This window comes from Marinobacter sp. UBA3604 (assembly GCF_002375325.1).
GTDB classification, from domain to species: domain Bacteria; phylum Pseudomonadota; class Gammaproteobacteria; order Pseudomonadales; family Oleiphilaceae; genus Marinobacter; species Marinobacter salarius.
Genome location: NZ_DFMB01000036.1, coordinates 40,155 through 63,484, shown reverse-complemented (window position 1 = coordinate 63,484; position 23,330 = coordinate 40,155). Strand labels below are relative to the sequence as shown.

The 23,330-nt window shown below is 59.2% G+C and carries 21 protein-coding genes; 8 read left to right on the top strand and 13 right to left on the bottom strand.

The features are described 5' to 3' along the window. Nucleotides 1–13: 13 nt before the first annotated feature. The 4 genes from fdhF (at nt 14) to B2590_RS10195 (ending at nt 6,255) form a co-directional block, all read left to right on the top strand. The gene (gene fdhF, locus B2590_RS10210; RefSeq protein ID WP_286810511.1) at nt 14–2,920 is read left to right on the top strand and encodes a formate dehydrogenase subunit alpha; all 2,907 of its coding nucleotides are present in this window, start codon (nt 14–16) and stop codon (nt 2,918–2,920) included. Beyond that, nucleotides 2,901–3,791: a formate dehydrogenase accessory sulfurtransferase FdhD gene (gene fdhD, locus B2590_RS10205; RefSeq protein ID WP_085678117.1), complete on the top strand. Its 891-nt coding sequence runs from the start codon at nt 2,901–2,903 to the stop codon at nt 3,789–3,791. Before fdhF ends, fdhD begins: the two co-directional genes overlap by 20 nt. Further along, a complete protein-coding gene (locus B2590_RS10200; RefSeq protein ID WP_075196346.1) occupies nt 3,784–4,005 on the top strand; it encodes a formate dehydrogenase subunit delta in 222 nt (73 codons plus the stop codon). Before fdhD ends, B2590_RS10200 begins: the two co-directional genes overlap by 8 nt. 120 nt (nt 4,006–4,125) lie before the next feature. Continuing rightward, a complete protein-coding gene (locus tag B2590_RS10195) occupies nt 4,126–6,255 on the top strand; it encodes a TonB-dependent receptor (protein ID WP_136633941.1) in 2,130 nt (709 codons plus the stop codon). A 49-nt stretch (nt 6,256–6,304) separates the two neighbouring features. Here B2590_RS10195 and B2590_RS10190 read toward each other — a convergent pair whose 3' ends face one another. Genes B2590_RS10190 through B2590_RS10180 form a run of 3 tightly spaced genes read right to left on the bottom strand, consistent with a single transcriptional unit; the run spans nt 6,305 to nt 9,302 of the window. Then, nucleotides 6,305–7,351 carry a FecCD family ABC transporter permease gene (locus B2590_RS10190; RefSeq protein ID WP_199480503.1) on the bottom strand — a complete coding sequence of 349 codons (1,047 nt, stop codon included), beginning with the start codon at nt 7,349–7,351 and terminating at the stop codon, nt 6,305–6,307. After that, entirely contained in the window at nt 7,348–8,352 is a 1,005-nt protein-coding gene (locus B2590_RS10185; protein WP_228210661.1) for a FecCD family ABC transporter permease, read from the bottom strand. Before B2590_RS10185 ends, B2590_RS10190 begins: the two co-directional genes overlap by 4 nt. Next, a complete protein-coding gene (locus B2590_RS10180; RefSeq protein ID WP_136633939.1) occupies nt 8,346–9,302 on the bottom strand; it encodes an ABC transporter substrate-binding protein in 957 nt (318 codons plus the stop codon). The genes B2590_RS10185 and B2590_RS10180 overlap by 7 nt, the downstream gene beginning before the upstream one ends. A gap of 111 nt (nt 9,303–9,413) precedes the next feature. Here B2590_RS10180 and B2590_RS10175 point away from each other — a divergent pair, with 111 nt between their 5' ends. Both B2590_RS10175 and B2590_RS10170 read left to right on the top strand, forming a co-directional pair. Beyond that, nucleotides 9,414–10,280: an ABC transporter ATP-binding protein gene (locus tag B2590_RS10175; RefSeq protein WP_228210662.1), complete on the top strand. Its 867-nt coding sequence runs from the start codon at nt 9,414–9,416 to the stop codon at nt 10,278–10,280. Further along, nucleotides 10,277–11,194: a sucrase ferredoxin gene (locus B2590_RS10170; RefSeq protein ID WP_286810510.1), complete on the top strand. Its 918-nt coding sequence runs from the start codon at nt 10,277–10,279 to the stop codon at nt 11,192–11,194. Before B2590_RS10175 ends, B2590_RS10170 begins: the two co-directional genes overlap by 4 nt. A 34-nt stretch (nt 11,195–11,228) precedes the next feature. Here the strand turns inward: B2590_RS10170 and B2590_RS10165 are convergent, their stop codons facing one another. Continuing rightward, nucleotides 11,229–13,316, bottom strand: a complete 2,088-nt coding sequence (locus B2590_RS10165; protein WP_286810509.1) for a TonB-dependent receptor — start codon at nt 13,314–13,316, stop codon at nt 11,229–11,231. A gap of 170 nt (nt 13,317–13,486) precedes the next feature. Between B2590_RS10165 and B2590_RS10160 the strand changes: the two genes are divergently transcribed. Next, nucleotides 13,487–14,329 (top strand): DUF547 domain-containing protein, encoded by an 843-nt coding sequence (locus B2590_RS10160; RefSeq protein WP_273065812.1) that lies wholly within the window; start codon nt 13,487–13,489, stop codon nt 14,327–14,329. Between the two features lie 26 nt (nt 14,330–14,355). On the opposite strand, the gene B2590_RS10155 is transcribed toward B2590_RS10160, so the two are convergent. From B2590_RS10155 to B2590_RS10115, 9 genes are all read right to left on the bottom strand, one after another. Next, entirely contained in the window at nt 14,356–15,102 is a 747-nt protein-coding gene (locus B2590_RS10155; protein WP_036201846.1) for an amino acid ABC transporter ATP-binding protein, read from the bottom strand. After that, complete coding sequence (locus B2590_RS10150; protein ID WP_075196337.1) at nt 15,099–15,773, bottom strand: amino acid ABC transporter permease; 675 nt, start codon at nt 15,771–15,773, stop codon at nt 15,099–15,101. Before B2590_RS10150 ends, B2590_RS10155 begins: the two co-directional genes overlap by 4 nt. A 26-nt stretch (nt 15,774–15,799) precedes the next feature. Next, the gene (locus tag B2590_RS10145; RefSeq protein ID WP_286810508.1) at nt 15,800–16,555 is read right to left on the bottom strand and encodes an amino acid ABC transporter substrate-binding protein; all 756 of its coding nucleotides are present in this window, start codon (nt 16,553–16,555) and stop codon (nt 15,800–15,802) included. A 59-nt stretch (nt 16,556–16,614) separates the two neighbouring features. Beyond that, a complete protein-coding gene (locus B2590_RS10140) occupies nt 16,615–17,949 on the bottom strand; it encodes a DsbA family protein (protein ID WP_286810507.1) in 1,335 nt (444 codons plus the stop codon). Between the two features lie 18 nt (nt 17,950–17,967). Then, nucleotides 17,968–18,639, bottom strand: coding sequence for a TVP38/TMEM64 family protein (locus B2590_RS10135; protein ID WP_286810506.1), 672 nt, complete (start codon nt 18,637–18,639; stop codon nt 17,968–17,970). Then, on the bottom strand, nt 18,636–19,388 hold the full coding sequence (locus tag B2590_RS10130) for a YiiX/YebB-like N1pC/P60 family cysteine hydrolase (RefSeq protein WP_286810505.1): 753 nt from the start codon (nt 19,386–19,388) through the stop codon (nt 18,636–18,638). Before B2590_RS10130 ends, B2590_RS10135 begins: the two co-directional genes overlap by 4 nt. A gap of 81 nt (nt 19,389–19,469) precedes the next feature. Next, on the bottom strand, nt 19,470–19,880 hold the full coding sequence (locus B2590_RS10125) for a hypothetical protein (RefSeq protein WP_007154865.1): 411 nt from the start codon (nt 19,878–19,880) through the stop codon (nt 19,470–19,472). 147 nt (nt 19,881–20,027) lie between these two features. Next, nucleotides 20,028–20,291 (bottom strand): zf-HC2 domain-containing protein, encoded by a 264-nt coding sequence (locus tag B2590_RS10120; RefSeq protein ID WP_041332818.1) that lies wholly within the window; start codon nt 20,289–20,291, stop codon nt 20,028–20,030. After that, nucleotides 20,285–20,905, bottom strand: coding sequence for an RNA polymerase sigma factor (locus tag B2590_RS10115; protein WP_007154863.1), 621 nt, complete (start codon nt 20,903–20,905; stop codon nt 20,285–20,287). The genes B2590_RS10120 and B2590_RS10115 overlap by 7 nt, the downstream gene beginning before the upstream one ends. 219 nt (nt 20,906–21,124) lie before the next feature. Between B2590_RS10115 and B2590_RS10110 the strand changes: the two genes are divergently transcribed. Beyond that, entirely contained in the window at nt 21,125–23,314 is a 2,190-nt protein-coding gene (locus B2590_RS10110; RefSeq protein WP_228210665.1) for an FAD-dependent oxidoreductase, read from the top strand. The last annotated feature ends 16 nt before the right edge of the window (nt 23,315–23,330 follow it).

The following is a 23,330-nucleotide window of genomic DNA, read 5'->3' as shown; positions in this document are numbered from 1 at the left end:
GGAGGCACGAACAATGTTGCACTATTACGATCCAAACACGGCCGAACCAACCCTGAATCCGGACATTGATTACGGTACGCCGCCCAGCACCTCCGAAACTCTGGTCAGCCTGTCCATTGACGGCACCGACATTGCCGTGCCTGAAGGCACCTCGGTGCTGCGGGCGGCAACACTGGCGGGTATCAACATCCCCAAACTGTGCGCCTCGGACAACCTCGAAGCCTTCGGTTCCTGTCGCCTGTGCGCGGTGGAGATCGAGGGCCGCCGCGGCTATCCGGCCTCCTGTACCACGCCGGTGTCCGAGGGCATGGCCGTCACCACCCAAAACGGCAAGCTGGGCAAGCTCCGGCGCAACATCATGGAGCTGTATATTTCCGATCACCCGCTGGACTGCCTGACCTGCCCGGCCAACGGCGACTGTGAACTGCAGGACGTGGCCGGCGCCGTGGGTTTGCGGGAAGTGCGCTACGGTTTTGAGGGCGAGAACCACCTGGACGTGGAAGTGGACGATTCCAACCCCTACTTCAGCTTCGACCCCAGCAAGTGCATTGTCTGCTCCCGCTGCGTGCGCGCCTGCGAGGAAGTGCAGGGCACCTTTGCCCTGACCATTGACGGCCGCGGCTTCGACTCCAAGGTATCTGCGGGCCAGAACGATCCGTTCATGGATTCCGAGTGCGTGTCCTGCGGCGCCTGCGTGCAGGCCTGCCCCACCTCCACATTGATGGAAAAGAGCGTGATCGACGCCGGCCAGCCCGAGCACAGCGTGGTCACCACATGCGCCTACTGCGGCGTGGGCTGCTCGTTCAAGGCGGAGATGAAAGGCGACCAGCTGGTGCGCATGGTTCCCTACAAGGGCGGCGATGCCAACCACGGTCACTCCTGCGTGAAAGGCCGCTTTGCCTTTGGCTATGCCACCCACAAGGACCGCATCAAGGAGCCGATGATCCGGGACTCCATCAACGCCCCCTGGAAAGTGGTGTCCTGGGAGGAGGCCATCGAGTTCTCCGCCAGAAAGCTCAAGGACACCCAGGCCAGATATGGCCGGGAAAGCATCGGTGGTATCACCTCCTCACGCTGCACCAACGAGGAAACCTATCTGGTGCAGAAGCTGATCCGCGCCGCGTTCGGCAACAACAACACTGATACCTGTGCGCGGGTCTGTCATTCACCCACCGGCTTTGGTCTGAAGACCACCATGGGCGAGTCCGCCGGGACCCAGACCTTTGACTCGGTGATGAAGGCTGACACCATGATCGTAATCGGTGCCAACCCCACCGACGCCCACCCGGTGTTCGCCTCCCAGATGCGCAAGCGGCTGCGCCAGGGCGCGAAGCTGATTGTGATTGATCCACGCCGCATCGACCTGCTGAAAACACCCCACGGCACCGAAGGCATTCACCTGCCGCTACGCCCGGGCACCAACGTGGCGATGATCAACGCCCTGGCCCACGTTGTCGTAACGGAAGGCCTGGAAGACAAGGCGTTTATCGAAAGCCGTTGTGACCCGAAACACTACAACCAGTGGCGTGAGTTTATCGCCGAGGAGCGCAACTCTCCGGAAGCCCTGGAAGCGGTCACCGGGGTGTCGGCGGACCTGGTACGCCAGGCCGCACGAGCCTATGGCGAAGCGGGTAATGGCGCCATCTATTACGGCCTCGGGGTCACCGAGCACAGCCAGGGTTCGACCATGGTGATGGGCATAGCCAACCTGGCCATGGCCACCGGCAACATCGGCCGTGAAGGCGTTGGCGTGAATCCGTTACGGGGCCAGAACAACGTTCAGGGTTCCTGCGACATGGGCTCCTTCCCCCACGAACTGCCGGGCTATCAGCATGTGGGCGACCCGGCCGTTCGAGCCAGGTTTCAGGAGGCCTGGAATGTGGCCATTGACGATGAGCCGGGCCTGCGGATTCCCAACATGTTTGATGCCGCCATCGCCGGCAGCTTCAAGGCCATGTATGTGCAGGGCGAGGACATTGCCCAGTCCGATCCCAATACCCAGCATGTGGAGGCGGCGCTCAGTTCGCTGGATTGCCTGATCGTGCAGGACATCTTCCTCAACGAAACCGCCAAGTACGCCCATGTGCTGCTGCCGGGTTCCACGTTCCTGGAAAAGAACGGCACCTTCACCAACGCCGAGCGCCGTATTAACCGGGTGCGTAAAGTGATGGCGCCGGTGGCGGGCATGGAGGACTGGGAAGTCACCATGGCGTTGTCGAACGCGCTGGGCTATCCGATGCAGTACCGTCATCCGTCCGAAATCATGGATGAGATCGCCCGGTTGACGCCGACGTTTACCGGTGTCAGTTACGACAAGTTGGACGAACTGGGCAGCATCCAGTGGCCCTGTAACGACAAGCATCCCGACGGCACGCCCACCATGCACACCCTCGATTTCCCGATCGGCAAGGGCAAGTTTGCGGTCACCGAGTATGTTGCCAGCGAGGAAAAAACCAATCGCAAGTTCCCGCTGTTGCTGACCACCGGTCGCATCCTGAGCCAGTACAATGTCGGTGCCCAGACCCGACGCACCGAGAACAGCCAGTGGCATCAGGAGGATGTACTGGAAGTTCATCCCAGCGATGCCGAACTCAGGGGCATCCGCGAGGGCGACTGGCTGGGCATCACCAGCCGTGTGGGCCAGACGGTCCTGCGGGCAAGAATCAGTGATCGCATGTTGCCGGGGGTGGTGTACACCACCTTCCACCACCCGGGCAGCGGTGCCAATGTGATCACCACCGACAGCTCTGACTGGGCCACCAACTGCCCGGAATACAAGGTGACTGCGGTGCAGGTGGAGAAGGTCTCGCAGCCGTCAGAATGGCAACGCCACTTCGAGCAGTTTGACCAGCGCCAGCAAGGGTTGTTGGAACCGTCGGCCAGCCATATGGAGCAACCCGATGCCGCGGCACTCAAATAACCCGGAGCTGGCAGTCATGCCAGTGATGGGGCCGGACCCTGAGAAGGGTGCGCCAGCGTCCTGTGACCTCCCGGTGGAGGTTCATGGCGGTATTGAGGGCGCCCCCGGTCAGGATAGTGTCGCCGAAGAGGTGCCGGTGGCGATGGTTTATAACGGCATATCCCATGCGGTAATGATGGCATCGCCTTGTGATCTGGAGGATTTTGCACTGGGTTTCAGTCTGACCGAAGGCATTATCGACAGCCTCGGGCAGTTGTTTAACCTGAACGTACATGCCGTCGACGAGGGCATCGCTATCGAGATGCACATCGCCGGCGACTGTTTTGCCCGTTTGCGCCAACAGCGACGGAATATGACCGGACGAACCGGCTGCGGGCTATGCGGCACCGAATCCCTGGCCCATGCGGTCCGGGCGATCCCACGCGTGCCGCTTCGCCCGATACCGGATGATGAAGACGTTCAGCGCGCTCTGAGCAGCCTTCGGCACTACCAGCCCCTGCAGGAACAGACCGGCGCCACCCACGGTGCAGCCTGGTGCGATAGCCAGGGCCGCATCGAACTGGTTCGGGAAGATGTCGGCCGTCATAACGCACTCGATAAACTGATCGGCGCACGGATACACAAGAAGGGCGAGTCGGCCTTCGACGATGGCTTTGCACTGGTTTCCAGTCGCGCCAGCTTCGAGATGGTGCAGAAAAGTGCCAGTGTCGGTATCGGTTGCCTGGTGGCTGTCTCTGCGGCCACGGCACTGGCGGTCCGGGAAGCGCGAACGGCCGGCATGACCCTGATCGGGTTCGCCCGCCCTGGGCGGCATGTCATCTACAATCGGGGCGACAGTGGCCAACCTTCCGAGGAACGCGAGCATGAGTGACCAGCAGTTGCGGAACCTGATCAAGATGATCAACCAGATCAGTGATAACAACCTCCATCATGGCGATGAGGGCGAGGCGGCGGAGGTGGTCGCCACCCACATCAGGAAGTTCTGGGCCCGGAGTATGAAACAGCAGATCAGCGATTATGCAACGTCGGACGGGGCAGAGTTGAATGCCGTTTCCCGGCTGGCCGTCGAGCGCCTCTCGTTGTAAGAACTGATGGTTTTGATTTAGACAATGAGAATTGTTAGCATTTGCACCTCGTTAACATGAGGTAATGTCTGTCATCCTGAAGGGTGCGGGCAAAATGCATTAACCATTCGAGATTTGTCTATGAAAACTCCGGAGTCACGTCCCCTGCTGCTGGCGCTGGCCATAGCGGCTGTTCACGGTTCTGCACTGGCGCAATCTTCGTCCAATACCCAATCCGGCGACAACGCCAAAGCGTTACCGGACCTGGTTATCACGGCCACCCGCAACAAAAGCACAGCGGGAGAGACTCCGCAGAAGACAACCATCATTACCCGCGAGCAGATCGAACAACAGCAGGCGATTTCCAATGACCCCGGCCAGGTGCTGAGCAACCTGATTCCTTCCTACTCTCCGGGCCGTCAGAAACTGTCCAACGCCGGTGAAACCTTCCGGGGCCGGTCACCCCTGTTCCTGGTGGACGGTGTGCCGCAGAGCAATCCACTGCGGGACAGCGCGCGGGACAGCTACACCATCGATCTGGATATGGTCGAGCGTATCGAAGTAATCCACGGTGCCAGTGCGGAGCACGGCCTGGGTGCGACGGGTGGCATCATCAATTTTGTAACTCGCAGGCCCGACAGCGGTGAGGTTTCCCAGTCTGTGTCGGCCAGCGTGACCAGTGACGACAACGTGGACTCCGATGGCCAGGGTTACAAAGTGGGCTACCGGATCAGCGGTCAGCAGGGCCGCTGGGACTATCTTCTGGGCGGGAACATTCAGGAGCGCGGCGTGTTCTACGATGGCGAGGACCGCCTGATCGGGGTGGCCTATCCCGGTGAACTCCAGAACACCGAAAGCTATGACGTATTGGCCAAGCTGGGTTACTGGCTGGATGACGACCAGAACGTGGAGTTTTTCATCAACCGCTTCCAACTGGAAGGCAAAGGCGGTTACGTACCGGTACCCGGCGACCGCGACAACGGAGTACCCACAACAGCACGTCCAGGCATCATTGATGGTGAACCGGGAGAGAACGAAGTCACCACCGCTCGCCTTTCTTACTCGCACGGCGATTGGCTGGGCAACCAGGTGGATACCCAGCTATACAGCCAGACCTTCCGGGCCCGGTTTGCCACCACGCCGTTCTTCCCCTATGTGGACGCCAACGGCAACGATCAGCTCGACCAGACCCGTAATGAATCCGACAAGGTGGGCGCCAAGTTCACCCTCACCCGCGACGGCCTGCTGAACGATTACCTGACCCTGACAACGGGGCTGGATGTTCTTCAGGATGAAACCCGCCAGACGCTGGTGGAAACCGGGCGTACCTACGTACCCAAATCGCAGTTCCGCAACTACGCAGCCTTCCTGCAGGGCGATGTTGCGGTCACCAACCGTTTGACCCTGCACACCGGTGTCCGCTATGAACATGCGGAGCTTAAGGTCGACACCTACAACACCATCGACCGTAGCAATGTCACCCAGGATAACGTCACCGTCCAGGGTGGCAATCCGGACTTCAATGAAACCCTGTTCAATGCGGGTGTTGTCTATCAGGCGACGGACCAGTTGCAGCTGTTTGCGAACTATTCCGAGGGCTTCGGCATGCCAGATGTTGGCCGTGTACTGAGGGGAATCAGCGACGCGGGGCAGGACGTTGATAATCTGTTGGTACTGGAGCCGATCATCACTGATAACCGTGAGATTGGTGGCCGTTTCGACTGGGACCGCTATCACTTTGAGGTGAGTTACTACGAGTCGGATTCCGACTTTGGTGAGCGCCTGACGGAAGTGAACGGCACCTGGGTCGGCAACCGGGAAAAAACCGAGATCCAGGGTGTGGAAGTCACCGCCGATGCGGACCTGAACGACGCGCATAACCTGGCGTTCTCATACACCTATGCGGATGGTGAGTCCGACACCGACGGTGATGGCGATGTAGACACTGAGCTGAGCGGCATCAATATTGCGCCGGAAACCCTGAAACTGAGCTGGTCAGCTGCCTGGACGAAGAGGCTGTCGAGCCACCTTCAGTTCACCCAGTTCCTGGACCGGGACATCGAAGGAGATGACCTGGACTTCGACGGATACGGGTTGGTGGATGGCTCTATGGCCTACCGGACCCGTGCCGGGAAGTTCTCCCTGGGCATCGAGAACCTGCTGGATAAGGACTACTTCACGTACTACTCCCAGTCTGCCCGGGTGAGTGACGAGTACTATTTCCAGGGCCGTGGCCGCACCGTCACCCTTGGTTATCAGCTCGACTTCTGAGCAGTCGGCATCCCAAAGCCCGGGGCCTCAGTGCTCCGGGCTTTTACTGTCACCCCAGTTCCCGCCTGAGTCGGTACAGCAGGTACACGAAGAAGGGCGCACCGATGCCCGCAACGAAAATGCCGGCCGGTAGATCCCTGGGTATGAACGCTACCCGACCCACCCAGTCCGCATAGAGAAGAATCAATGCGCCGATCAGTGCCGCGATGGGCAACAGCCCCGTGTGGCCACTGTTGACCAGTCGTCGCGCCATGTGTGGCGCAATCAGGCCGATGAACCCGACCGCGCCGGCATAGGCCACGGCAGAGCCGGCGAGCGCCACAGCCAGCACCAGGAACAGCAAACGATGGCCTTGCAGGGCGCTACCCAGGCCCAGCGCCATATCTTCCCCCATGGATTGTGCATCGAGGTGTCGCAGCTTGATCAGCGCCAGGGGCCAGCACACCATCAGCCAGGGTGCCAGGGCGGTGACGTCGTGCCACTGTGAGGCGTAGAGGCTGCCAGTGAGCCAGATATAGGCATTCATGGCGGTGGCATCGGGGCTCAGTACCAGCAGCAGGGTGGTCACTGCGGTCAGCCCGGCTGCCAGCCCGATGCCCACCAGCACCAGCCTGGCGGGGCTGATTCCCCGGTGCCAGGCCAGAGCGGTAATGCCCAAGGCCACGACAAAGGCGCCCCCCATGGCGACGGGCGCCAGTAGCAGCGAGGTTCCGGTGACACCGCCGAGCCAGAGGAACAGCACCGCGGCGGCCGAGGCCCCACTGGTGATGCCAATGACATCCGGTGACGCCAGCGGGTTTCTCACCAGACCTTGCAGGATGAGGCCGGCTGAGCCCAGAGCAGCGCCCACCAGGATGGCCATGAGTATTCTGGGCAGGCGAATTTCCAGAACAATCAATGCCAGCTGCGACTGGTTCGGGGCGACCAGTGTGCCGAGTACCTCCATAACCGAGGTGGGATGGCTGCCGGATGTAAGTGCGAGAACACTGCTGGCAGCCAGTAACACTGTGAGCACACCGGTGACCACCATAACTCTGGTATTGAGCTTGACCGACCAGCGGTCATTGCGGGAGCGAAGTATCAGGGCTCGGCTCATGATACTTTCCTCACATGTCGGGCGAGATGGAGGAATAGCGGTGTGCCCAGCAGCGCTGTCATGACTCCCACGGGAATCTCCTGGGGTGGTATCACCAGCCTGGCGATGGTGTCGGCAGCCAGCAGCAGCGTGGCGCCAATAATGGCCGACAGGGGTAGCAGCCAGCGATGATCCGTACCAAATAGGCCGCGGGCCATGTGTGGCACGATCAGGCCGACAAAACCGATCAGCCCTGCCATGGCCACCGAAGTGCCCGCCAGGACAATCACCACCAGACCGATCAACAATCGCACCTGCCCTACTCTGAGCCCCAGGCCGCGAATGACCTCATCGTCCAGTCCGAGCAGATTCAGTTGCCGGGACAATAGCAACGCGAGGATCAGGGCGCCGCCGAACAGCGGCAACAATGGCACTATCGCATCCAGTTCGCGCCCTGAAACGGAACCCGCCAGCCAGAACAGAATGCTTTCGAAACGGTCCTGGTTGAGGATCAGCAACCCCTGGGCAAAGGAGACGAACAGCGCTGTCACCGCGACGCCGGCGAGCACCGTACGCACGGGGGAAACACCGCGCCCGGCTTCCTGCCCCAGAAAATACACCAGCACGGCGGCCGTGGCGGCGCCGGTAAAGGCCGCCCACACCAGTTGCGACGGCGAGGTCAGCGAAAACAGCGTGGCGCCGATAACCACGAAAAACATGGCGCCGGCATTGATGCCGAGAATGCCGGGTGACGCCAGAGGGTTGCGGGTCAGTGTCTGCATCAGCGCTCCGGCAATGGCCAGGCCGGCACCCACGACCACGGAGGTCACGGTGCGCGAAAAGCGTTCCGAGTGAATGACCAGATGCTCGAGGGAGCCGGGGTCGTAGTCCGTCAGGCTGTTGATCAGCATCGCCAGCGACACAGGAATGTGACCGAATATCAGGCTTGATACCGTAGCGGCCAGCAGCAGGCCCAGGCAGAGTAGGGTTCCCAGCGTTTTTGCCGGTGGGGTGGTCAGCATCGTGGGCACCCCTGACGTTCGGGTTGATGAAGGTCGTAGTGCTGGTAGAGCTCGTCCAGCATCCGATTGGCGGCAATAATGCCAGCGCCCATGTTCCAGGTGACCGGGTCCACCTGATAGACGTCGTTTTGCCGCACGGCTTTCAGGTTTTTCCAAAGGGGGTGGCTGGTCCAGGTGTTGAACGTGCGCTGAACGGCGGGATCGTCCTCCATGAAGATGAAGACGGCCTCGGCGTCCATGGCCGGGATGCTTTCCTGGCTGGTGAGCTTTATGCCCCAGCTTTCCTGGCGATGGGAGGCTGGGGCAGTGAAGCCAAGCTCGTCCAGCACGGAGCGGGCGAAGCCGCCGTAGTAGATGCGGGCATGGTCGGCCCGAAAACTCAGGATTGCCACCTCCTGGGGCCACTGTTCACCCAGCTTTTGGCGGATTCGGGTTCTGAAATCCTCAACCCGTTCCTGCCAGCGCGTCAGCAATTCCTCACCGCGAGCCGTGCGGCCGGTGGCCTTTGCCATCATCGTAAGCAGTGCCTTGAAGTCGTAGACATTGCCCGGTATAACCGTGGGCGCGATGCGTTCCAGCAAGGGGTAGATGGTGCGATGCCGGTTCCTGGCGCCAACAATCAGGTCCGGCGACAGCCAGGCGATGCGCTCCAGGTCAGGCTGGGTTTCCAACCCCAGATAGGTCACGCCCTGAAGGTCTTCACGCAGATACTGATACATCGGCTTTTCGGTCCAGGACTCCACCACGCCTATGGGGTTGATCCCCAGCGCCACAGCGGTATCGGTGGCGCCCTGATACAGGGATACCACACGATCAGGCCGGCCCGCGATGGTAGCTTCACCAAGGGCATGCTCCACGGTGGTTACCGGGGTAGTTGTGATGGCAGCGATGGCTGCGGGGGATTGAAGGAGACAGGTAACGATCAGCAGGAAGCTGGCGTAGCGGTGCATGATAAATCCGGTTGTTTAGCGGACAGCAACTATGGGCTGATTTGATGGGGTCAATTTGATAATGAGAATGGGAGATAATATCATCTGACTTCACTCGAAAGCGACGCCAATATGCCCCTGAATCGACATTCCCCATCCCCGGACTACGATCGCCAGCCACGACTGCGGGGTGACTCAGTGTGCGCGGGATACGACGGCCGGCAGGTGCTGGCGGACGTGGATTTCACGGTGCATGAGGGCAGTGTCACTGTCCTGCTGGGGCCGAACGGCTCGGGCAAATCCACCCTGCTCAAAACCCTGGCCCGAACGCTGGCCCCCAGCGCTGGCAAGGTGCTTCTTGACGGCAACGACATCCATCGTCAGCCCACCCGCACCGTCGCGCAACAGCTCGGAATACTGCCACAGAGCCCAACCGCACCGGACGGGCTGACGGTCAGGGAGTTGGTAGGGCTTGGGCGTTTCCCCTATCAGAGCCTGATGCGCCAGTGGTCCCGACACGACGAAGCCGCCGTTGAGGAGGCCATGAGGGTGGCTGATGTTGCGACGTTTGCAGACCGGCCGGTGGATGCGCTCAGTGGCGGGCAGCGTCAGCGCTGCTGGATTGCCATGGTGCTGGCCCAGGAAACCGATCTGCTTCTGCTTGATGAACCCACCACGTTTCTGGACCTGAAGGTACAGGTGGACCTGCTGGAACTGCTGGTATCCCTGGCGCACACACAAGGGCGGACGCTGTTGGTAGTGCTCCACGACCTCAACCTGGCGGCGGCCTACGCCGACCGGCTGGTAATGATGAAGGCGGGCCGGATTCTGCACGACGGCCCACCGGAGACCGTGTTTACCGCCGACAACCTCAAGCAGGTGTTTGATCTTGATGCCCAGGTTATCCGTGAACCTTTGGCGGGCCGGCCGGTTTGTGTGCCGATAAAACGAACCGTGGCAGAGACCGCCTCCTTTACCTCGCCGGTGGTAACGGCATGAGTGCCTCCGCCCATCGGTTCTGTGCTGTCGACAGTATTGAGGCCGGCGACCCTCTTGCCGGCACAGCAACCCATGCCGAGAGTAATCTGCTGATCAGTTGGCCGCGGCCGAAGTGGTCACGAAGCCTGCGAATCGCCCGTGATATGGATGACGACCTGGCATCACGGGTCAACCGTCTTGCGGCGAGTGGACGGCGGGTGAACCTGATTCACCAGCGTGGTCGGCCGGCGCTCAGTCACCGACTTTACCTATTGCCGGAAGGCCGCAGCTTTGACGTTGAGCGGCGTGACCTGCCGGCGTTTCTGGAGGCCCTGGAGTCCGGCAACGACCTGAGTGGGTGGGCTGGCACAGCGATGACGGACTCCCTGGTGCTGTGTTGCACCCATGGCCGCAAGGACAAGTGCTGTGCCAAGTTTGGATATGCGACCTATCAGGAGCTCGCCCGTACAGTCGCAGACCGGGACCTGCCGTTTGAGGTCTGGGAAAGTTCCCATCTGGGCGGATGCCGGCTTGCGGCGAGCATCATGGTGTTCCCGTCCATGCGCAAATTTGGCCGCGTTGCGCCGGAACAGGTGCTGCCTTTTCTGCAGCATGAGGCAGATGGCCTTCCTTACCTGCCCTGTTATCGTGGCCAGTCGCTGCTGACGCCTGCCCAACAGTGCGCTGAAATCTCCGCCCTGGAGTGGCTTTCTGACAGAAACATTTGTGCGGCACTGTCAGTTGGTCCGGAAGCTTCCTGTGATGACAGCAAGGAGGTTGTGGTGCAAGTGGACTGGGCGTCGAATGATGATTCCGGGGCACTGACAGCCCGATGCGGCACCATGGAGGTCATGCGCGTCGATACCTGTGCGGACCTGGACGACGGCCCAACGGCGTCGCTTTGCTGGATGGTAAAAGACATAAGGCCGCTGTGAGCGGCCTTATGTGTGGTGTTTACCTGTCCAACGTTTACCAGTCGACCCCATAAGTCACCATGACCGAGCGGCCCGGTGCAGCGGTGTACTGGGTGTCGAAATTATAGATCTGCGAGATCACCGGGAAGTAGTCTTCATTCAGCAGATTGTTGATGGCTAGGGTGATATCCCCGTTGCCGGTCCGCCAGGTGCTGGTCAGATCCAGAACCGTGAAGGACTCCACCTCGCCCTGGCCAAAACCGCTACCGCTAAAGCGGTCGCGATCACCCACGACCATGGCTTGCAGGCGATTGCTCCAGCGCGCAGTAGTATCGTGTTCCACATAGCCGGTGAGCTTGAGTGGTGAAATCCGGTTGCCGGCAAGATAGGTGTCGTAGCTGCCATCATCGTCAGAATCGACTTTGCCTTCCATCCAGGTAAAGGTGCCGCCGGCACTCAGGTCACGGGTGGGATAGGTGTTGAGCTCTGCCTCGAAACCGTAGATACGTTCAGGGCTGCGCAGCACGGGAATGGGCTCGTTGGCGTTGGCTGCCGCAAGGCTGGTTCCCAGTTCCGACTCACTGTAGAACAGCGTCAGTGCAAGATCGGCGCGATCCCAGACGGCCTCGGTGCCAACCTCGTAGTTGTCGACCACCTGTGGCTCAGGGCGGATCTGATCCAGCGATGTGCCCTGCTGGGGCTGGCGCAGGGTGCGGCCAATCTCCGGCACCGTGAAGCCCTGAGAGAAGCTGGCGGTGGCTGCCCAGACATCGTTCACCTGGTATCGGGCTCCGGTATTGAAGACCGTTTCGCTGTACTCCAGCTCACCGCCTTCGACGTCTGCACCAAACACCGTGGTGTAGTCGTCCACCTCGAACCAGAATTTTTCGTAGCGGACACCAGCATTAACGGTCCACTTGGGATTCAGCCGAAGTTCCGCCTGCAGGAACGGCGCCACACTGTTCTGGTCCATTTCAGGTACGAACGTCCGCCCGTCTTCCAGGGGCTGGGCCGTGGTTTCCATCAGTGTGTCCAGGCCCCAGAGCAACTTGGCGCCAGACATGACGTCAAACGGCGTCTCGAAGTCCAGACGGGAGCCGATGCGCTCCGATTCGGTCAGCGACTGTCCACCGCCGGGATAGAAGGTGGCGAAGTACCCGAATCGGGTCATGTAGTCGCGATAATACAGCTGCGCACCCAGTGAGGTATTGCCGAACAGTTGCTGGTCGCTGTAGGTCAGGTTCACGTTCAGGTTTTCAGTGCCCTGATCCTTGCCACCCGGGTCGCCTTTGACGGCGCGGGTTTTCTGCTCGCCGTACACGCCCGCTTCAAGGACGTAATTGGTGTCCTGCTTGATGTCGTAGTAGCTGGTGGTCAGTTCCAGGCGCTTGTCGGCGTCCAGGTCGAAGCCGAGCTTTGCAAGCACGTCGAACTCGCGGGAGTCGGCAATGCCACCCTGGCCGTTCGGGTCCGGCGGGATGCGGTCGCCATCGGCATCGAAGACATTAGCGCGTTTTTCGTAGGAGCCTCGGAGCTGGTAGTCAAAGGCTCCTGAGCCACCGGTCACGCTCTGGGATAGCCCGAATTGTTCGCTGTCCTTGATGTGCTCGGTCGAGAAACCACCATTCAGTTCGGTGCGGTATAAGGGGGCGCCTTTCTCGTTCTTGCGGGTGATGATGTTGATGATGCCGCCGGTACCGCCAAAGCCGTACACACCATTGGAGCCCCGGATTACTTCGATGCGCTCGATCGATGACGGGTCAATGGAGTTCAGGGAGTGAAGCCCGTCGCGCAGGCTGATGGTCTGGGGGATGCCGTCAATCAGTACGAACAGGTTTCGGCCACGCAGCGTCTGCGCCACACTGGTTAAACCGTGGGTAGAGGGCGACAGGCCTGGAACGGTTTTGGCCAGAATATCGCCCACGTTGCCACCCAATGAGGACTGTTTGTCGATGGCGTCGCGGTCAACCACGGTGACCGCACCGGGGTTAACGTTGAGGGAGTCGAGACCGCGAGTGGCGGTTACTTCAAGTGTATCAAGAGATTTCGGTGCCTGATCGGTGCCTTCCTGAGCAGTTGCGGTTGTGGCGCATCCAAGCGCGAAGATCAGGGAATAGCGAAGAGGGTTGGGTTGTTTGAGCATGGTTCTCGGCACCTGATGGTTGTTTTTCGTCACGATGCGGAAACTAAACTAAGTGTAATCGATTATCAATACTAATTGCATTGTAACAATGGCCGGCTTTTCGTGTCGGTGAAAGAGCAAAGTCGATGAACCTGTAGACCTGTGGAACCTGTAGATCTTTGGAGAGTGATGTGAACAAACCTGGACGATTGATAGGCCTGATGATGTTCGCCGTCATCATGCCGGTGACCGCTGCCGCCGCTGAAGCAACGTTTGACCCGTTTCAGCGTCTGCTAACACAGTACCTGACAGAGTCGACAACGACCGAGGGTGGCCTGGTTTCCGCATTTGACTATGAGGCGGCCCTGGCCTCATCGCAGACCGACGGCCTGCTGGCGGACCAGCGTGACCGCCTTGCAGATTTCGATACCGGCACCCTCGATGGCGAGGCTGAATCCGTCGCCTTCTGGCTCAACGCCTATAATTTCTTCATGATCGACCAGATCCTGACTGAGCGACCGGACGGAGAACTCGTCGACTCGGTCTGGGACTACGGTGGTCGCGTCAATCCCTTTGTGGACAGTGTTTTTGACCGGGAAAAGTTTGAGATAGGCGGACAGGAATACAGCCTGAACCAGATGGAGAAGGATATCCTTCTTGGGGAGGAATACGCAGATAAAGGGTGGAAAGACGCGCGGGTACACTTCGCGGTGAATTGTGCGTCCGTTGGCTGCCCGCCATTGCGGGAGACTGTCTACACGGCTGACAATCTGGAAAACCTGCTGGCAGAGAATACCCGGCGTGCGTTTAATACGGATCGGCATCTGAGGATAGATACTGATACAGCGTATGTCACCGAACTGTTCAAGTGGTACGCGACGGATTTCGAAGAGGCATCGGGAACACCAAAGGCGTTTATCAGGGCCTGGGCGGATGCGTCAGTGGCGAGTCGCGTCGCGCAAACGTCTGCGATGGAGTACATCGATTACGACTGGGCGCTTAACAAGCCCGACAATTTTTCTGAATTCCGATAATCGGTGTTGGTCGGTCCGACCGCCGTTCATACCGGATTGGTGGCCAGGATTTTCTTCAGAAAGTCCTTGGTTCGTGGGTCCTTGGGATTGTGGAAAATCTCACTGGGAGGCCCCTGCTCCACGATTCGACCGCCGTCGATAAAGATCACACGGTCGGCCACGTCCCGCGCGAAGGACATTTCGTGGGTAACCACCATCATGGTCTGGCGTTCCGAGGCCAACTGTTTCATCAGCCCCAGCACTTCTTCCACCCACTCGGGGTCGAGTGACGAGGTGGGCTCGTCAAACAGGATGACTTCCGCGCCTGTCGCCATGGCACGGCCGATACCGACCCGCTGTTGCTGGCCGCCGGACATGGACGCCGGATAGGCATCTGCCTTGTCGGCGAGGCCGATCCGATCAAGTATCTCCCGTGCGCGCTGGTAGGCTTTTTCTTTCGGCCAGCGATCCACCACGAGCAACCGTTCCGCGATGTTCTGCAACGCGGTCTTGTTGGAGAACAGGGCATAGTTCTGGAAAACGAACGCGGTTCGCCGGCGCATGGAGAGAATGTCCGCACGGCTGGCGCGGTTCACATCCACGGTCAGATCACCCACGGTCATGGTGCCTTTGGTGGGTTGTTCCAGAAAGTTGACGCAGCGCAACAGGGTGGATTTTCCGGTCCCTGAGGGACCGATGATCACGACGATCTCACCTTCTTCGATGGCGAGATCGATGCCGTCGAGAACCACGGCCTTGCCAAAATGTTTGCTCAGTGATTCCAGTTTGATCATCGGCTGTAGGCCTTGTTCAGACGGATTTCCAGGTAGTGCTGAAGCTTGGAGAGCATCTCAACAACGATCCAGTACATGATGGCGGCAACAATGAAGGCCTCGAAGTATAGGAAACTGCCGGCGGCCTCTTTCTGGGTGGCACCCATCAGCTCGGTAACCCCCAGGGTAAATGCCAGGGAGGTGGCCTTGATCATGTCGATGAAGTAGTTCATCAGCGTGGGCAGTGCCACACGTGTGGCCTGGGGCAACACTATCCGTCGCATCAGCTGGCCGTTGGTCATGCCGATCGACAGGGCGGCTTCGGTCTGGCTGCGGTCCACACCCACGATGGCGGCACGTATCGATTCCGCCATGTACGCCGAAAAATGCATGGTCAGGCCCATGATGGTCGCCGTAACGCCGTCTATGACCGTCAATGCACTGACCAGTTGCGGCAGCCCGTAATAGAACAGGAACAACTGCACCAGCAGCGGAGTGCCCCGGAAAAAGGAAATGAACACGATGGTCAGCTGATTGAGCACCGGGATGCGCAGCACCCTGACGACGGCGAACAGGCAGGCGAGGATCAGCGCCAGCACCATCCCGACGCCGGCCAGCTGCAGGGTGAGAGGCAGGTACCCGAGCAACACAGGTACCAGCCCAAGCATGTATTCGACGTTCAACACGTCCATAGCGAGTCAGGCCTTGATGGCGCCCCTCAGGGCTGGGTGATGTCGGTGCCGAACCACTTCTCTGAAATGGAGGCCAGGGTTCCGTTGTCACGCAGGGTTGCCAGGGCAGCGTTTACTTCATCACGCAGCGCTCGTCCGGCGTCCGTGTCGCGAAACGGGTAGGCGTTGGTGATCTGGGAGAACGTTGGGCCGGCGAGCTCCAGCGGCAGTGGCTTCTCCTTGATGATCTGGCTGGCACTGACCCGGTCCATAACGAAGGCGTCTACGCGGCCGAGAGCGGTATCACGCTCCAGATTGCTCTCATAGGTTTTGATGTTGATTTGGTCTGCATAGGGCAGTTCCCGCAACAGGGCCTCGAAGTTGGAGCCCAGGTTCACCGCGACGGTTTTACCCTTCAGATCTTCCACACCCTCGACCTCTGTGTTGCCTTCCTTGGTCACTACCTGAGCACCGTCATAGACATACGGTTCGCTGAAAATGTAGGCCTTCTGGCGCTCCTCGGTGATGGTGATCTGGTTGGCAACGGTGTCGATGCGCCCGGATTCCAACATGCCAAACAGGCCTGAGAAGTTGGCGGTCTGGTACTGGATTTCACGCCCCATTTCCTTGCCAATTGCGTTCATCACATCAACTTCAAACCCCTTGAGGGTATCCTGCTCCACAAAGGTAAACGGGAAATACTGGCCGGACATTCCGACTCTCAAGGGGTCTCCCTGGGCGAGAGCAGGAGCACTTACCATCATGGATACGATGATCAACGAATGAATCAATAGTGTTTTCATAGAACCTCCTTCCAGAGTTTGTCGCCTTCACGGCCCACGTTGGGACGAGCATGGAGTTATCATACGCGCCCTTGGCGTTTATTGAGAGTCGCGGTAGCCGCGACGATGCTCTTTTCGATCACCCACAACCGATCCTGCCCCCAACAGCTGACCTCCCCGTAACGGAAGCTGGGAACGCCCCATAGCCCGCAGTCATACATGGCTTTGCGGTTGTCCTCCGCCCACTCACGCCAGCTTTGATCGTTCAATAAAGCCTTGGCTTTCTGCCAGTCCAGGCCGGCTCGTTCGACGATTACTTTCAGACCGGCATCGGTTTCGGAGCGGATGCCTTCGGCATTGACGGCCCTGGCGTAGGCCAGCATGTAGTCGGTCTCGCGACCGAGTGAGCGGGCGTATTCGAACAAGGCATAGCATCTTTCCACGCCCGGCCCCAAAGGATCGGCGACGAAACCATACGGAATGCCCAGCTTGTTGGCCTCCCTTTTGGTGTCGTGGAAGATGTACCACTTTTTGGCATCCGGTACCGACTGCCCGCGCATCAACATGGGCAGAACCGGTCTCAATTGGAGAGGAATATTCCACGCCTTGGCCAACTGGACTGCTCGCTCCAGGCCCAGATAGGAGTATGGGCTGCGGATGGAAAAGAAGACCTCAAGGGTGGTGGTCGCTCGATGGCCGTCAGCCGGGGTGGGGCTGCTACTCATCAAACCGGACCATGTGCGCGTGAACAGGACTGCATCGGGGACGTCCCGGTTCAGTCCCTGTTCGTTTAGACGCCGCTCAAGATGATCCAGGCGGTCCACACCCCAGAACCATTCACCCAGGTACCTCGTCATGCTGCCTTGATAGTGCCCTAGCCTCCGGAGCAACCGTTCATTCTCGGACAGCTGTGCGTGGTCATACCTTGCGGGCGCTGTGTCCGGTGGCGAGCCGGAATGTGAATGCCATAGATCTTCCAGCACACGCACGGCGGTTATCAGCCCTTCACCGGTTTTTTCTGCATTGAGCAGACGGGCCGTGGCTGTCGTCAGTTCGGTCTCGGAGGGCGCCGTCGGCCGGTCTGGAGGCGTGAAGCCGTATAGTTGTGTGAGCCTTGTGGCGTCCTGTTGCGCCCAGGTGCGCCAGAGAGCCGGCTCGGGGTACATGTTGTCGTCCAGTTGCCAGACAGTATGGACCCGGAAACGCACATAAAAACGTTCCTGTAGCTGGATAAGCGCTTGCAACAGGGGCAGCCCAAATGGGTCTCGGGGGTTTACGAACACCTGGACAAGATCGCTCTCACCCCGCGTCTTTGCCCGTAGGTTGTGAAGGGATCGTTGCAGAGCGTATCGGGGTGCACTGGAAAGGGCACGGGCAAGCCAGGGCATAACATCGGCTTTGACCGGACGGCGCATAAGGTCGTCTCTTTGTTGTTATTGGTTAAGTTGAAGCCAGCGCGCCAGCTGCGAGCCGGGGTGTCGGCTGATGGACCACGGCAACCATACCATCACTGCCAGGATAATCGCGCCTGCGGCGACGGTAAGTACCGGATTCAACGTGAACGTGTTCCCCAGGCCTGCAAACACCACCGTCATTGGCAGCATGCCAACGAAGGTGGCAATCGCAAAGCGCCAGGCGCGTATGGCAGTGACGCCGGCGGCGTAACTGATCAGGGCGAACGAGAAAACGGGTATCAGCCGGGTCAGCAGGATGGCAATGGTGAGAAAGCGTTGCGAGCCATCCCGTGCAAGCACAGGGTTGTCCGGAAAACGTTTGCAGATCACCTCGCGTCCGAGGCAACGGGCAACCCAGAACGCCGCCATGGCGCCCAGCAGGGCACCGGTTGCTGCAATGGCGGTTCCCTCAAGCACGCCAAACGCCAGACCTGCGGTTGCACTGACCGGAAGTGTGGGAATCGGGCCTATCACAACCGCCATCGTCATCAGCAGCATCAGCAACAGTGGGCCGGCAGCCCCCTGGCTTTTCAGCCATTGTGCAAGGGCATCTGGAGACAGGTCCGCGGGTATTCCCAATATCTGCAGCAGCCACCAGGCACCTGCCAGGGCAGCCATTACCACAACAACGATGGCGATTCTCAGTGTCATTCCGCCCACCGGAACCCCCGGTAATCAAACCCTTGTTCCAGTGTGGGTTTAACGACGTCGAAATAGGGGGAGGCGTCGAAATCCCGGGGCGCAAATAGAGAATGGTGGCGAATCCGGAAGTACTCGCGCTTTTGCGCATCGCAAGCCGGATCACCTTCTGATTCGGACAGGCTTACGGGCAGTATCGGGTAACGGAGGGCCTGGAATCCCTCGGCGATGAATGTGGAGCAGATCGCCCGCGTGGGATCACCGCTGCCAAGGGCCAGAAGCGAACGTCGGTAACGGGACGGTACCGGTGGCGTCGGGCACAGGTAGCGTGCCAGATCCCAGACGTTTTTCAGGTCGTACTGGTGGCCGAGCCGGCTTTTCGAGTAATCCACAAGCTTGTCGATATCATTGTCGGTGAGTCCGACCGGGCGACAGATGCGGGTATGGGTGTTGCGGTATGCCGACAACGAAAGCGGGCGAATCCCTTCCTCAAGATCCGCCTCGATCAGTACATGTGGCTCGTCATTGCCGGCGGCGCCAAGGCCCGCGTTCGGTCCCAGGTAAAGGGCGGCGTGCGACCAGGTTGACTGAGTCAGGTACTTGATGGCCACACTGATTCGCGTATTTCCCTCCACCAGTAAAACGTCGCCGGGCTGAAGAGTTTTTTCCAGGGCCTCCCAGGCGGAGGTGCGCACCGAGTGTTGGGTGACCTGCTTTGAAAGATAGGTGGTCAGGCGCCGTGACAGCCAGTTCAGTAGCATCGGTACTCCGGTTGTTGGCGGTAGGTTGATAGCAACAAGGACAAACAACCGGACTGACTGTTACAACGCCCTGGCGCCGTTTTACGCAGCAGTGGGAGCCGGTTGCCTCGAAAGCGTAAGCGTATCGTAATCACGAAGCAGATACAGCGCCGCGCATGCGGCGAGCATGGGCCAGGCCGCAAAGAACAGGAGGTTATCGAAAGGCTGCAGGTATTTCGCGAATGAGGACAGGGTGGAAGCACCGTGGAAGATCAGGAGTGCGCCGTAAGTCCAGGTTTTCAGAAGGCCAGCAACAAACATCAGTATCAGCACAAGTTGTGCGATGCCGATGAGGTAGACGGCTGTCTCGCCAAGGCCATCGAGCCCGTAGAATGAATCGAAAACCTTGATAGCGTGCTCGGGCTGAACCAGTTTATCCAGGGTCCAGACCAGAAAAACAACGAAAACACCAAGTCGAAGTAACAGCAGGGCAAGGGGTAACTGCTTGGGCATTCCATATCTCCTTTCGAATTTTGAATGATCGTTCCAGAGACAGAGCGGCGGTGTGGGAGTTCCATTGGCAAGCGAAAAGAGTGGTTCTGTCAGAGCCTGGTGTAACGTCCGGAAGGGGCGGGTGTCGTTAAACGAAAGCGAAGAGCATCACGGATCCGACGTGTCGTTTCCGGAGTGCCGAGCGTTGAGCGACTCACTGACACGTTCGTCAATCCGGCGTACCAGATCTTCGTCCAGCTGCTGGCTCGAGTGGGCGTTCATAAGCTCTATGCTGGCCCGCAGGCTGCCAATGAAGCTACGACATCGACCGCACATCAGCAGGTGCATTTTCACAGACATTACTTTCCCGGTGCCCAGCTCACCGTCAATGTAATCGCTGGCGATGCGAGCCAGATCCCGGCACATTAACATTCGCCTGTCTCCTGAAATGTCTCAACCATCAGAAAGATTTTCTGCCGTGCCCGATGCAGGAGCACGCGCAGGTTAGAGGCGCTGACATCCAGAATGTTACACACGTCGTCGGATTTGTGCTGATGCGCTTCGTACAACATCAATGCTGATCGTTGTGTTTCCGGCAGTGCGGACAGGTGTCGATCAAGGCAGTCGCTCAGTGCACCGTTCTCCATCAGTGCCTGGGCGGACTCATTGGTTTTCAGGCTCGGCGGTGTGGCCCAGCGACCATTGGGCGCAAAGCGGGCGGCGAGGTCCGGGTCCAGCGCTTCCGAAAAATCCGCGTTCACTTCCCTCTTGGTCTTTCGGAGATGATTCTTGGCCCGGTTTGCCACGATACGGTGCAACCATGTCTTCAGGCCGGAACGGCCCTCAAATGTCTGAACGGCGTCGATAACCGTCACCCAGCAATCCTGGACAATTTCCTCTGCCGAGGCGTGATCAAGGTAAAAGCGGGCGACGGCCATCATGCCAGGGGTGTATAAACGCACAGCCTCGCGAAAGGCGCCCTGGTTCCCCGACTTCAGGCCGGTGATGAGGATGTCGTCGTCAGATTGGTGCGTTGTGGTTTCCATTCCGTATACCCCAGGACACCCGCGTTAGAGCGTTGTTATAAACATGTTATTGGACATCCAGAGCGGCCTGGACAATGGTATGTCTATAGTCGCAGCCATTAGTTCCAGTAATGATGAGTCACTGCTCAAAAAAATTTTAGACCCTGGCTGCTGTAACATCCTGCGCTTTGGCGTGTCTCTCAGAGCAACCGTTTTCACTTTTAATTTATGGATTTAGCTATGAACTCCAAAAAGCTCGTTTTGCTGCTGGTTATCGGTGTCGTGGTTGCACTGTTTGTCAGTTTTGGCGGTCACGAGATACTCACGCTGGAAAACCTGCAGAAACACCAGTCTGCCATTGAACAGTGGATCAATCAGAATTTGCTGGCGGCGGTGCTTGGGTTTGCTGGAGTGTATGTGGTGGTAACGGCGCTGTCGCTGCCCGGTGCCGCGATCATGACGCTGGCCGGCGGTGCCTTTTTCGGTAATGTCTATGGTCTGGTTGCAGTATCCATCGCATCGACCATCGGTGCCTCACTTGCGTTCCTGGTGGCCAGGTTTCTGATGCGGGATACCTTGCGGGAGAAGTACGCGGAAACCGTCGCAAAGATGGACCGAGGCATCAAAAAAGACGGTGCGTTCTATCTTGCCACCCTGCGTCTGGTACCGGTATTTCCGTTCTTCCTGATTAACCTGGCGATGGGCCTGACCGCCATGAAGCTGAAGACCTACGCTCTGGTGAGCTGGGCGGCGATGCTGCCGGGGACCTTTGTGTATGTAAACGCCGGCACCCAGCTGTCGACGATTGAAACCACCAGCGACATTGTGTCGGCCAATATTCTGCTGTCTTTCGCGCTGTTGGGGGTGTTCCCGCTGATCGCCAAGTTTGTTGTCGGTTTCATTCGCAAGCGCCGGGTGTACGCCGGCTGGCAGAAACCCGAGTCGTTTGATTACAACCTGCTGGTGATTGGCGGTGGCTCGGCGGGCCTGGTGTCGGCGTACATTGCCGCAGCGGTTAAGGCCAAGGTGGCGCTGATCGAGAAAGACAAAATGGGCGGAGACTGCCTCAACACCGGTTGCGTGCCGTCCAAGGCGCTGATTCGCAGTGCCAAGGCGGCCGACACCCTGCGCCAGGCGAATCGTTATGGCCTGGAGTCGGTACCGGTAAAAGGCTCCTTTGCCAATATCATGGCGAGGGTGAAAGAAGTCATCGCCAAGGTGGAACCCCACGACTCGCCCGAGCGCTTCCGCAAACTGGGTGTTGACTGCATCTCCGGTACCGCCAGCTTCGTATCGCCCTGGGAGCTGGAAGTGGTCCATAGCGACGGTCACACCGAGCGCCTGACCGCGCGCAGTATTGTGGTGGCCACTGGGGGCAAGCCGGCAGTGCCGCCCATTCCCGGTTTGGCGGACATGGAGCCGCTGACATCGGACAATCTATGGTCCCTGCAGACCCAGCCTGAGCGCTTGCTGGTACTTGGTGGCGGCCCCATTGGCTCGGAACTGGCCCATGCCTTTGCGAGGCTTGGCAGCAAGGTGATCCAGGTGGAAATGGGCGAGCGTTTGCTGGCCAAGGAAGACGCCGATGTCTCCGAGGTCATCCGGAAACAGTTTGAACAGGATGGCATTGATCTGCGGCTTAACCACGCCGCCAAGGAGTTCGCTGTCGAGGACGGAGAAAAGGTGGCCTACTGCGAGTTCAACGGCGAGCGCGTGAGGATCGTGTTTGACCAGGTTCTGGTTGCTGTTGGTCGTGCCGCTCGAACCGACGGCCTGGGGCTGGAAAAGATTGGGGTGGAAACCCTGCCCAATGGCACTGTGCCGGTGGCAGAAGACATGAGCATGCGCTTCCCCAACGTCTTCGCCTGTGGCGATGTGGCCGGGCCCTATCAGTTTACCCACGCGGCGGCTCACCAGGCCTGGTACGCGGCAGTGAACGGTCTGTTTGGCGAGTTCAAGCGTTTCCAAGTGGATTACCGGGTGATGCCCTGGGTGACCTTTACCTCGCCGGAAGTGGCCAGGGTCGGCCTTAGCGAGGCCGAAGCCAAGGAAAAAGGTGTGGCTTACGAAGTCACCCGCTATGGCCTGGACGACCTGGATCGTGCCATTGCTGAGAGTGAGGATTACGGTTTTATCAAGGTGCTCACGCCGCCAGGGAAGGACAAGATTCTGGGTGCCGTCGTGGTCGGTGTGCACGCCGGCGAGATACTGGCCGAGTTCACCCTGGCCATGAAGCACGGCCTGGGCCTGAACAAAATTCTGGGCACTATCCACCCTTACCCGACCTGGAACGAATCAGCCAAGTATGCCGCTGGAGAGTGGAAGCGCGAACACGCACCCCAGGGCATTCTCAAACTGCTTGAGAAACTTCACGGCTGGCGCCGTGGCAAACAGACCGGCGACAAGGCCGGCCGGGAAGTAACAACGTAAAACAGAATAAGTGCAG

Excerpts from the sequence above, each read along its gene's own strand:
- B2590_RS10185 (WP_228210661.1), bottom strand. The coding sequence starts at position 8,352 with ATGCTGACCACCCCACCGGCAAAAACGCTGGGAACCCTACTCTGCCTG.
- B2590_RS10145 (WP_286810508.1), bottom strand. The coding sequence starts at position 16,555 with ATGAAAACACTATTGATTCATTCGTTGATCATCGTATCCATGATGGTA.
- B2590_RS10175 (WP_228210662.1), top strand. The coding sequence starts at position 9,414 with ATGCCCCTGAATCGACATTCCCCATCCCCGGACTACGATCGCCAGCCA.
- B2590_RS10150 (WP_075196337.1), bottom strand. The coding sequence starts at position 15,773 with ATGGACGTGTTGAACGTCGAATACATGCTTGGGCTGGTACCTGTGTTG.
- fdhD (WP_085678117.1), top strand. The coding sequence starts at position 2,901 with ATGCCGCGGCACTCAAATAACCCGGAGCTGGCAGTCATGCCAGTGATG.
- B2590_RS10195 (WP_136633941.1), top strand. The coding sequence starts at position 4,126 with ATGAAAACTCCGGAGTCACGTCCCCTGCTGCTGGCGCTGGCCATAGCG.
- B2590_RS10170 (WP_286810510.1), top strand. The coding sequence starts at position 10,277 with ATGAGTGCCTCCGCCCATCGGTTCTGTGCTGTCGACAGTATTGAGGCC.
- B2590_RS10200 (WP_075196346.1), top strand. The coding sequence starts at position 3,784 with ATGAGTGACCAGCAGTTGCGGAACCTGATCAAGATGATCAACCAGATC.
- B2590_RS10125 (WP_007154865.1), bottom strand. The coding sequence starts at position 19,880 with ATGCCCAAGCAGTTACCCCTTGCCCTGCTGTTACTTCGACTTGGTGTT.
- fdhF (WP_286810511.1), top strand. The coding sequence starts at position 14 with ATGTTGCACTATTACGATCCAAACACGGCCGAACCAACCCTGAATCCG.
- B2590_RS10115 (WP_007154863.1), bottom strand. The coding sequence starts at position 20,905 with ATGGAAACCACAACGCACCAATCTGACGACGACATCCTCATCACCGGC.
- B2590_RS10140 (WP_286810507.1), bottom strand. The coding sequence starts at position 17,949 with ATGCGCCGTCCGGTCAAAGCCGATGTTATGCCCTGGCTTGCCCGTGCC.
- B2590_RS10135 (WP_286810506.1), bottom strand. The coding sequence starts at position 18,639 with ATGACACTGAGAATCGCCATCGTTGTTGTGGTAATGGCTGCCCTGGCA.
- B2590_RS10130 (WP_286810505.1), bottom strand. The coding sequence starts at position 19,388 with ATGCTACTGAACTGGCTGTCACGGCGCCTGACCACCTATCTTTCAAAG.
- B2590_RS10120 (WP_041332818.1), bottom strand. The coding sequence starts at position 20,291 with ATGTTAATGTGCCGGGATCTGGCTCGCATCGCCAGCGATTACATTGAC.
- B2590_RS10165 (WP_286810509.1), bottom strand. The coding sequence starts at position 13,316 with ATGCTCAAACAACCCAACCCTCTTCGCTATTCCCTGATCTTCGCGCTT.
- B2590_RS10110 (WP_228210665.1), top strand. The coding sequence starts at position 21,125 with ATGAACTCCAAAAAGCTCGTTTTGCTGCTGGTTATCGGTGTCGTGGTT.
- B2590_RS10180 (WP_136633939.1), bottom strand. The coding sequence starts at position 9,302 with ATGCACCGCTACGCCAGCTTCCTGCTGATCGTTACCTGTCTCCTTCAA.
- B2590_RS10190 (WP_199480503.1), bottom strand. The coding sequence starts at position 7,351 with ATGAGCCGAGCCCTGATACTTCGCTCCCGCAATGACCGCTGGTCGGTC.
- B2590_RS10155 (WP_036201846.1), bottom strand. The coding sequence starts at position 15,102 with ATGATCAAACTGGAATCACTGAGCAAACATTTTGGCAAGGCCGTGGTT.